General features: G+C 70.6%; 10 protein-coding genes and 1 pseudogene. 2 read left to right on the top strand and 9 right to left on the bottom strand.

Going from position 1 to position 9,075, the window contains the following annotated elements; genetic code table 11:
* Positions 1-482: pseudogene (locus R6V09_RS38135) on the bottom strand (zinc-binding alcohol dehydrogenase family protein); the annotation flags it as partial.
* A gap of 127 nt (positions 483-609) precedes the next feature.
* On the opposite strand from R6V09_RS38135, the gene R6V09_RS38130 reads away from it, so the two are divergent.
* Positions 610-1,092, top strand: a complete 483-nt coding sequence (locus R6V09_RS38130) for a MarR family winged helix-turn-helix transcriptional regulator (RefSeq protein WP_317886062.1) — start codon at positions 610-612, stop codon at positions 1,090-1,092.
* 10 nt (positions 1,093-1,102) lie between these two features.
* Here R6V09_RS38130 and R6V09_RS38125 read toward each other — a convergent pair whose 3' ends face one another.
* Positions 1,103-2,062: an NADP-dependent oxidoreductase gene (locus tag R6V09_RS38125; protein WP_317886061.1), complete on the bottom strand. Its 960-nt coding sequence runs from the start codon at positions 2,060-2,062 to the stop codon at positions 1,103-1,105.
* A 154-nt stretch (positions 2,063-2,216) separates the two neighbouring features.
* Between R6V09_RS38125 and R6V09_RS38120 the strand changes: the two genes are divergently transcribed.
* Positions 2,217-3,059: a helix-turn-helix transcriptional regulator gene (locus tag R6V09_RS38120; RefSeq protein ID WP_317886064.1), complete on the top strand. Its 843-nt coding sequence runs from the start codon at positions 2,217-2,219 to the stop codon at positions 3,057-3,059.
* A 179-nt stretch (positions 3,060-3,238) separates the two neighbouring features.
* Here the strand turns inward: R6V09_RS38120 and R6V09_RS38115 are convergent, their stop codons facing one another.
* The 7 genes from R6V09_RS38115 to R6V09_RS38085 all read right to left on the bottom strand — a co-directional run.
* Complete coding sequence (locus R6V09_RS38115) at positions 3,239-4,495, bottom strand: RNA polymerase sigma factor (RefSeq protein WP_317886060.1); 1,257 nt, start codon at positions 4,493-4,495, stop codon at positions 3,239-3,241.
* The gene (locus tag R6V09_RS38110; RefSeq protein WP_317886059.1) at positions 4,492-4,827 is read right to left on the bottom strand and encodes a YciI family protein; all 336 of its coding nucleotides are present in this window, start codon (positions 4,825-4,827) and stop codon (positions 4,492-4,494) included. Before R6V09_RS38110 ends, R6V09_RS38115 begins: the two co-directional genes overlap by 4 nt.
* Positions 4,827-5,540, bottom strand: a complete 714-nt coding sequence (locus R6V09_RS38105) for a YciI family protein (protein WP_317886058.1) — start codon at positions 5,538-5,540, stop codon at positions 4,827-4,829. The genes R6V09_RS38110 and R6V09_RS38105 overlap by 1 nt, the downstream gene beginning before the upstream one ends.
* Positions 5,541-5,671: 131 nt before the next feature.
* On the bottom strand, positions 5,672-7,204 hold the full coding sequence (locus R6V09_RS38100) for an MFS transporter (RefSeq protein ID WP_317886057.1): 1,533 nt from the start codon (positions 7,202-7,204) through the stop codon (positions 5,672-5,674).
* A gap of 11 nt (positions 7,205-7,215) precedes the next feature.
* Positions 7,216-7,629 (bottom strand): VOC family protein, encoded by a 414-nt coding sequence (locus R6V09_RS38095; RefSeq protein ID WP_317886056.1) that lies wholly within the window; start codon positions 7,627-7,629, stop codon positions 7,216-7,218.
* 6 nt (positions 7,630-7,635) lie between these two features.
* Positions 7,636-8,406: an SDR family NAD(P)-dependent oxidoreductase gene (locus R6V09_RS38090; RefSeq protein ID WP_317886055.1), complete on the bottom strand. Its 771-nt coding sequence runs from the start codon at positions 8,404-8,406 to the stop codon at positions 7,636-7,638.
* A 162-nt stretch (positions 8,407-8,568) separates the two neighbouring features.
* A partial coding sequence (locus tag R6V09_RS38085) for a zinc-binding dehydrogenase (protein WP_317886054.1) occupies positions 8,569-9,075 on the bottom strand: 507 nt, incomplete at its 5' end.

Genomic DNA, 9,075 nt, shown 5'->3' with positions numbered 1-9,075 from the left:
CCGGCGCCGAGCCGCTTGGCGACCTGCACGGCCATCTGGCCGGCGTTGCCGGTGGCGCCGAGGATCAGTACCGACTGCCCTGCCTCGATCGGGACGCGGCGGCGCAGCGCGACCCAGGACGACATGGCCGGGTTCATCGCGGCGGCGATCTTCACGACGTCCGTGCCGTCGGGCAGCGGGATGCTGTGACGGCTGTCGATGACGGTCCGGGTGGCCATCGGGCCGGCCAGTTCGTCGTCGGCCACGAAGTACACCAGCCGGCCGTCCTCGCGCCGGCCGACCCCGTCGACACCGGGCACCATCGGCAGCTTCCCGGTGCTCGTGTAGTGGTTGCCCGACGCGCCGGTACGCACTCGGGGATGCAGGCCCACGGCGAGGACGTCGACCAGCTCCTGGTCCTCGTCGGTCGGGGCGGGCAGGTCGAACGGCTCGTAGCGGGGCGGGGCGTCGAACGAGTGGACCACCGCGGCATGGACGTCCATGAGAGCTCTCCTCAGCTGTGGTACGCGACACGGAAAGTACGTGATGCAGAAAGTACGTGATGCAGAAAGTACGTTGGACGAATTAAATTAGTAGGTGTCACGTACCTTTGCAAGTAGAATCCGGGACATGACCTCACCGCACGACACGCAGCCCCCGGCGACCGAGGACCTCGGCCTGGTCGACGCCCTCGCCCAGTTGTCGTTCCTGGTGCAGAACACGCTGGCCGAGATCGCGGGGCAGCACGACCTGTCGGTCGTCCAGACCCGGATGCTCGGGATACTGCGGGACCGGGAGCCGACGATGAATCAGCTCGGCCGCCACCTCGGCCTGGACAAGTCCTCGATCACGGGCCTGGTCGACCGGGCGCAGCGCCGGGGTCTGGTCACCCGCACCACCAGCTCCGTCGACCGGCGCTCGTTCCAGGTGTCGATGACCGACGCGGGCCGGCAGCTCGTCGAGCAGGTCGCCGCCGAGTTCGCCGAGCGGATCGAGCGGTGTGTCGAACCGCTGGCCGGAGCCGACCGGCAGCGGCTGTCGCGCATGGCGACGCGGATCGTGACCGCCGACGCCCACGTCCGTGGCATCGACCTGCGCACCACGCCCCGCTGACCGGACTCCGTCAGAGGGAGCTGCGCGGCACCGTCACCACATGCTTGCCCACGACGCCGCCGCGCTCGAACGCCCGGTGCGCCGCGGCGATGTCCGCGAGCGGGTACACACTGTCGATCACCGGTCGCAGCGCACCCGACGTGACGTGGTCGGCCACGTCACGCAGCACGGGGGTCTCGGGGTTGGCGCTGAAGGTGCGGATGCGGCGGGAGCCGTGCACGCTCGACGCGGCGATCGCCGCAATGGCGGACGGGGACAGTCCGACGGTGACCATCCGGCCGCCCTTGGCCAACCGGCCGCGGTAGCAGTGCAGTTCCGTGCCGACGGTGTCGACGATGACGTCGAACGGCCCGATCTGGTCCGAGGTGGTGGAGCCGTAGTCGAGGACCTCGTCGGCGCCGAGGTCGGTGAGGATCTTGGCGTGACGGTCACGGGCCAGCGCGGTCACATGGCCGCCCATCGCGTGGGCCAACTGCACGGCGGCCGTGCCGACTCCGCCGGCCGCGCCCCGGACCAGGACTTTCTCGCCACTCACCAGGCGCACACTGTCGCGGAGCGCGATCAGCGCCGTGGAACCCGCGACGACCAGGGAGGCCGCCTCGACCGACGAGAGGTCCGCCGGGGCGTGCGAGATGCGTTCCGCGGAGACCACGACGTACTCGGCCGCCCCGGCGACGGAGTGCCGCTGCCTTGGATGCACCATGCCCCACACCCGGTCCCCAACCCGGTAACCCGCGACACCGGCGCCGGCCTCGGCGACGACTCCGGCGAAGTCCAGCCCCGCCCCGATCGGGAACCGGCGCCCCGACACCATCTTCAACTCCCCTGCCCGGACGATCACATCGTGCCCGTTCACGCTGGACGCCTCGACCGACACCAGCACCTCACCCGAGCCGGGAGCGGGACGATCCACTTCATTGACCCGCAGAACGTCCGCAGTACCGAAACTCGTGATCTGAACGGCCTTCATGTCGCTGTTCCTTCCGTGGCCTGCCGTGTGGTTGATCCGATGCTGGACCCCACACGCGACATCACGGTCGTTCTCCTTTTCCTGGGTCTGGTAGACCCACCCTCGCGGGCCGCGCCGACGGCATACTGACGCCGTGACCGACTCCTCCCACGCCATGAGCGACGATCCCCGACGCGAACTCGCGGATTTCCTGCGCACCCGCCGAACTCGGCTGCGCCCAGAGGATGTTGGCCTTGAACCCGGCCCGAGACGGCGCGTCGCCGGACTGCGGCGGGAGGAGTTGGCGCTGCTGGCCGGAGTGAGTTCGGACTACTACCAGCGCATGGAGCAGGGCCGCGACGTACGCCCCTCCGAACAGGTCCTCGACGCCCTCGCGCGCGCCCTCGACTTCTCCCCCGAGGAGACCCGCCACCTGCACAGCCTCGCCGCCGCCGCACGCACCCCGGCCCGCCCGCCGCGTTCGTACGAGCCGGAGGAGGTACCGGACACCACGCTACGGCTGCTGCACGGCATGACCTCGCCCGCACTGGTCGTCGGCCGTTTCCTTGACGTACTGGCCTGGAACCCGCTCGGTGGCACCCTGTTGGGGGAGTTCACCCGACAGCCCCAGAAGGAGCGGAACCTGCTGGCACTGTTCCTTCACCCGCAGGCCGACCGGACCTGCCCGAACCGGGCGGCCACCGTCGCGGAGCTGATCGGGATGCTACGGACTCAGGTCGCCGCCGATCCCGGCCACCCGCGTGCCGTCGAGCTGGTGGGTGAACTCGCCGTGCGCAGCGACGAGTTCGCGGCCCTGTGGGCGCTCCATGACGTGGAGGAACCGACCCGCGGCCAGATGCGTCTCAACCACCCCCGGGTGGGCGAACTGAACCTGGACTGGGACGCCTACCCGATACCGGGCAACGCCGGTCCCGCGCTCCTGGTCTGTACCGCCGCCGAAGGCAGCCTCGACGCCGAGCGACTCCAACTCCTCGCAGGCCTGCTCGACATCCGCTGAGGACGGCGCGCGGTCAGCCGCCCAGCCGGAGTCCCGCGAGCCAGACGTCGGGCGTGCCGGGTTCCGGCTCCTCGGCCGCCAACCGGGCCAGGATCTGCCGTACGCGGCGCAGGAGTGCGAGGGCGGTCATCGGAACCTCCGGTGTCGTGATCTGTTTTCATCCCACCGACGAACGGCCCCTACGCGGATCGACACTCCGCGAGCCGCCGCTCCAGAAACCTTCGCTCCGCGTCGTTCTCCACCAACTCCAGCGCCCGCTCGTACGCTTCGGTCGCCTCCGCCGTACGACCGCTGCGGCGCAGCAGATCGGCGCGGGTCGCGGGCAGCAGGTGATAGTCCGCGAGTTCGCCCGACCGCTCCAGCTCGGCCACCAACTCCAGCCCGGCTTCCGGGTGTTCGGCCATCCCCACGGCCACCGCCCGGTTCAGCCGCACCACGGCCGACGGCACGAACCGCTCCAACTCGCCGTACAGGCCCGCGATATCGGCCCAGTCGGTGTCCTCGGCCGTGGGTGCGGTGGTGTGGCAGGCGGCGATGGCGGCCTGGATCTGGTAAGGCCCGGGGCGTCCCCGGCGCAGCGCGGTCTCCAGGAGGGCGGCGCCCTCGTCGATCTCCGCCCGGTCCCATGCCGTACGGTCCTGGTCCTCCAGGGTGACCAGTTCGCCGGCCGGGTCCACGCGGGTGTGGCGGCGGGCGTCGTGCAGCAGCAACAGCGCCTGCAGGCCGAGCACTTCGGGTTCGTCCGGCATCAAGTGGGCCAGCACGCGGGCCAGTCGGACGGCCTCCGCGCACAGGTTCGTGCGGACCAGGTCGGTGCCGGACGTGGCCGCGTATCCCTCGTTGAAGAGGAGGTAGACCACGCCGAGCACACCCGTCGTGCGCTCGGGCAGCAGATGCGCGGGCGGTACCCGGTACGGGATGCCGGCGTTGCGGATCTTCTTCTTGGCGCGCACCAGCCGCTGCGCCATGGTCGCCTCGGGGACGAGGAAGGCGCGGGCGATCTCGGGGGTGGTCAGCCCGGCCAGTGTGCGCAGGGTGAGGGCGACCCGGGCCTCGATGGGCAGCGCGGGATGGCAGCAGGTGAAGATCAGCCGCAGCCGGTCGTCGTGCACCCCGCTGTCGTCACCGTCGTACTCCGGGTCGTACGGCCCCTCGTCCCGCCCCAGCACCGCGACCTCCCGGAGTTTGGCCGTCCCGACCGCCTCCCGGCGCAGGACGTCGAGGGCGCGGTTGCGGGCGGTGGTGGTCAGCCAGGCGCCGGGGCGGCGCGGGATTCCGTCGCGTCGCCACCGGTCGAGTGCCTGGGCGAAGGCGTCCTGCGCGCACTCCTCCGCGAGGTCCCAGTCGCCGGTCACCCGGATCAGGGTGGCGACGACCTGGCCCCACTCCTCACGGAAGGCGGCGGCGACCGCCCCCTCGACGTCCGGCACGGTCACTCCCAGACCGGCCGCACCTCGACCGAGCCGCCGTCGGCGGCCGGGTGCCTGGCGGCGAGGGCGATCGCCTCGTCGAGGTCCGCGACGTCGATGAAGGAGATACCGGCGAGATACTCCTTGGTCTCCGCGAACGGCCCGTCGCTGAGCAGCACTTCGTCGCCCCGGACCCGCACGGTGGTGGCGTCTGCGGAGGGCCGCAGCCGTGCGCCTCCGGTGACCCGGCCCGCACGTACCTCCTCGAACCAGTCGGCGAAACGAGGGTCGTCGGCGTGCTCCGCCGGGCTCTGTTCCTCGCCCCCGACCGGGGTGCAGAACAGCAGGGCGTACTTCATCACGCCTCCTTCAGGGACACGGCGTGCTCGTGAGTGATCAGCCGGCGCAGGCCGAAGTCGCGGTAGCCGGTGGTCACACGCAGTGTCTCGTCGAGCGGGGTGCCGTCGGTGCGGGTGGCGGTCAGCCGGACGAGGGAGTGGGCGAAGCCGATGCTCTCGTCCACCTGGACCCGGAAGTCCCGCACCTCGCGGGTCACCGGCCCGGTGACCGACGCGAACAGGTCCTGCAGTGCCTTGCGGTGGACGTCGAGACCCTGCCGCTCGTGGCCGTCGGCGAGGTGGAAGACATCCGCACCGGGTGCGTAGCAGGCCAGTGCGCGGTCGACGTCGCGCGCGCGGGCCGCCTCGGTCAGTTCGGCGTCGAGCGCGCGGATCCCCGCCTCGGCGCCCTCGTCCTCCCAGAACCTGCGGACCTCCATGGCCCCCACAGTGGCGACGGGGTGCTTGGCGGCGGCCTCGACCGCCTCCTCCAGGGTGTCGCACTCCAGGATGTCGAATCCGGCGACGTACTCCTTGGTCTCCGCGAACGGCCCGTCCGTACGGAGCACCTCCCCGCCGCGCACCCGTACGGTGACGGCGTCGGCGGGCAGGGCGAGCCGGTGACCGTGCAGCCGTGCGCCGCGGTCGCCCAGTTCCTCCACCCAGGGTTCGACGGGTGCCATACCGGAGGCGTCGGCGGTGTCGTCGCCGCACACGAGCAGCATGTACTTCATGGATCCTCCCGGTCCTCATGAGCTTCCTACACCCCACCGACGAACGGCGTCGCGCCGAATCGACACCCCCTGCGCGAAAAACATGAGGAGGCCGGGGCACGGGCCCCGGCCTCCTCGGATACGACAGGCTGTTACGCGGTCGCCGCCTGCACCGACGGCTCCCCCGCGTCCACGGTCGAGCGCTCGGTGTTCTTGCGCACCAGCAGCAGGGTGACCACCGCGCCCAGCAGGGAGGCGCAGCCGCAGATCACCACGCCGAGGGCCATGCCGTGGCCGAGGGCGGTCTGCGCGGCGGCCTTCGCCTGGGCGCTGCCCGCGTTGACGACGGCGAGGGGTCCGGCCGCCTTCTCCATGCCCGCGTCGGCCCCGCTGAGCTTGCCGACGAGTGCGGAGGACGCGGCGCTCATCGCGATGGTGCTGATGACGGCCGGGCCGAGGCCCTGGCCGAACTCGCGGACCAGGCTGGTCGCGCCGCTGGCCATGCCGGTCATGTTGATCGGTACGGCGTTCACGGCGGCGGAGGTCAGCGAGGACACCACGCAGATGAAGCCGATGCCGAGCAGCATCACCGGGCCGATGAAGGCCGCGAGGGAGGTGGTGGTGATGGGCAGGGCGGCGATCCAGAACTGTCCCGCGGCCATGGGCAGCAGGCCGCCCATCAGGAGCCAGCGGGCGTCGACTCGGGTGAGCATCCTGCTGAGCACCGGCGCGAGCAGCAGCGGGATCAACTGGAGGATCACGAACGGCATTCCGGCCCGCAGCGGGCTCAGGTGCATCACCGCGCCGAGGCGGATCGAGACGCAGTAGGCGGTGCCGATGAAGCCGAACATGCCGGCCAGCGCGACGACGGCCGCCGCCGCGAACGAGGGGATCTTCAGCAGGCCGAGGTTGAACATCGGCGAGGCCGCGCGGGTCTCCGCGACGACGAACCCGACGAGCGCGACGGCCGCCAGGGTCAGCGAGCCCACGATCGCCGCTCTGCCCCAGCCCCGGTCCCCGCCCTCGATGATGCCCCAGAGCAGGGCGGTGAGGCCGACGGCGATGGTGATCTGTCCCGGCCAGTCCAGTGCGCGGCCCTCGGGCGCCTTGGAGTCGATGACGAGCTTCCAGCAGGCGACCGCGACGACAAGTCCGAGGACGACCGGCGGTACGAACGCCCAGCGGAAGTCGGCGACCGTGGCGAGGATCCCGGAGGACAGCGGGCCGAGCGCGGAGGCGAGGGAGATCGACAGCGCCCAGGTGGAGACGGCTTTCGCCCGGTCCTTGCCGTCCGGTGTGGCCGCCGCGATGACCGCGAGGGAGCTGGGGAAGAGCGCGGCGGCGCCGATGCCGGCCAGCGCCTGCCCGGTCCACATCATGGTGATGTTCTGCGAGGTGGCGTTGAGGAGTTCACCGAGCGCCAGGACGAGCCCGCCGAGCACCAACAGCCTCTTGCGGCCGAAGAGATCGCCCACCACACCGAAATTCAGTTCCAGAATCGCGGTGGGAAGAATGAAGGCGGAGGTGACCCAGGCGACCTGGGAACCCGAGGCGCCGAATGCGGCCTGAATTTCCCCGTTGATGGGCGAGGGAACGGTAATGCACAACTGTGCCGCCGCGACCGCGAGACAGCACGCTATGAGTGTTCCGGGGTCCAGTCTTTTCAAGGAGATCGAATCCGTCATCGTGCATGCCCTCACTCTGCGTTTTTCTCTATGAGTTCGATGAGATTTCCCTCGGGGTCACTGACCCAGGCCATGCGCACTCCTGGCTCGGGGGACGGCCCGGGTGCCATGACCTCACCCGCGCCACTGGCCACCAACGCCTCGTGTACGGGGTCGAGTTCGGGGGTGGTGACCGCGAAGTGCCCGTATCCCTCGGTGAGTACGGCGGTCATCGGGTCCGGCGCCCGGAGGCCGGGGGCGGAACCGGGTCTGGCGAGCAGCTCGATGCGCCAGCCCCGCGGATGCTCCAGGACGACACCCTTCAGACCGGGCCCTTCGAGATGGAACTCGAAGACCGTCTTCAGGCCGAACGCGCCCTGGTACCAGGCGGTTTGGGCGGTCAGGTCACGTACGTTGACGCCCACGTGGTCGAGTCGGGTGGTCACGGCGGCTCAGCCCGCCATCGCGCTGTCGCCGCCGTCGACCATGAGGTTGGCGCCGTTGACGAAGGCCGCCTCGTCGGAGCAGAGGAAGGCGGCCACTCGCGCGATGTCCTCGGGCTGCCCCACGCGCCCGACCGGGATGCGCGCCTCCAACTGGGCCTTGGGCCCGTCCGGATCGTCGAGGAAGGGCGCGGTGGCGGAGGTGCGGGTCATGCCCGGGGCGATGGTGTTCACGCGGATACGGTGCGGGGCGCCGGCCGCGCACAGGTGCAGGCTCATCGCCAACACCCCACCTTTGGCGGCCCCGTGGGGCACCATCGGCATGAACGGCGCCCCGCGTACGGCGGCCACGGATGCGACGTTGAGAACGGCCCCGCCACCACGGGCGATCAGGTGCGGCCAGGCGGCCTGGGTACAGAAGTAGGGGATGTCCAGCTCGTTCTTGATGGTGAAGTACCAGTCCTCGGCGGGCATGGTCTCGAACGGGCCGTTCCGCAGCGCGGAGGCGTTGTTGTAGAGGATGTCGATCCCGCCGAAGGCCGCGATCCCGGTCTCGATCCACTCGCGGGCACCGTCCTGGGTGGACAGGTCCACGGGTGCCAGGGACCGCATGATTCCGCCGGCCTTTTCGACGAGTTCCACGGTCTCGGCCGCACTGTCCTCGTCGATGTCACAGCCGAAAACCTCGGCGCCCTCCGCCGCGAATATCAGCGCCGCGGCCCGCCCTATTCCTGCCCCCGTTCCACTGATGAAAGCGATTTTCCCGGCCAGTCGACCCATGATTGCCAAGTCCCTTGTCCCGTGCCGCCGTGGTGCGGTGGTGGCAGCGTAGGTACGGCCATTGGCGAGAACAAGAAATGGGTCGGCGAAGGGCCATCGGGGGTTCGTATGGCTGGTATGAGGCGCGGAGTGGAGGACTCGTCCCGGGTTTCACAGGAAACCTCAGCCGACGTCGAGGACGGCCTTCCCGCGCAGGCTGCGACCGCTCAGCGCCTCGACGGCTTCGGCGATCCGGTCCCACGACCCGCGCCAGCCGACCGGCACCCGCAGCCGGCCGTCGCCGACCAGCGCGAGCAGCCGCCTCAACTGCGCCTGCCGGTCGGTGAGTCCACCGCCGTTGTAGACCGACACGATCGCCTTGGGTGTGCTGCTGCCGAGCGTGACACCCACGGGCAGCACGGCCTCCCGCCCGGCGGCCCAGCCGACGCTCTGCAGACTCCCGCCCGGGGCCAACAGACCGTAGGCGGAGACCAGTTGGGCCCCGCCGACGGAGTCGATGACGACATCGACGGCTTCCTTCACCTCGTCGACCCCGGCCACCACCTGGTGCGCCCCCAGCTCACCGACCCACCGCGCACCGTCCTCGGAACCGGCCACACCGATGACGTACGCCCCGCCCAGCGCCGCGAGTTGTACGGCGAACCCGCCGACCCCGCCGGATGCCCCGGT

The sequence above is a fragment of the Streptomyces sp. W16 genome, from assembly GCF_033194735.1.
Lineage (GTDB): Bacteria > Actinomycetota > Actinomycetes > Streptomycetales > Streptomycetaceae > Streptomyces.
Note: the sequence above shows the minus strand (reverse complement) of the source record. Positions and strands in the feature narration are given on the sequence as shown.

Bases quoted from the DNA above. Each gene is read 5' to 3' on its own strand.
- R6V09_RS38110 (WP_317886059.1), bottom strand. From the start codon at position 4,827: ATGAAGTACGCCCTGCTGTTCTGCACCCCGGTCGGGGGCGAGGAACAG.
- R6V09_RS38125 (WP_317886061.1), bottom strand. From the start codon at position 2,062: ATGAAGGCCGTTCAGATCACGAGTTTCGGTACTGCGGACGTTCTGCGG.
- R6V09_RS38120 (WP_317886064.1), top strand. From the start codon at position 2,217: ATGAGCGACGATCCCCGACGCGAACTCGCGGATTTCCTGCGCACCCGC.
- R6V09_RS38100 (WP_317886057.1), bottom strand. From the start codon at position 7,204: ATGACGGATTCGATCTCCTTGAAAAGACTGGACCCCGGAACACTCATA.
- R6V09_RS38090 (WP_317886055.1), bottom strand. From the start codon at position 8,406: ATGGGTCGACTGGCCGGGAAAATCGCTTTCATCAGTGGAACGGGGGCA.
- R6V09_RS38105 (WP_317886058.1), bottom strand. From the start codon at position 5,540: ATGAAGTACATGCTGCTCGTGTGCGGCGACGACACCGCCGACGCCTCC.
- R6V09_RS38130 (WP_317886062.1), top strand. From the start codon at position 610: ATGACCTCACCGCACGACACGCAGCCCCCGGCGACCGAGGACCTCGGC.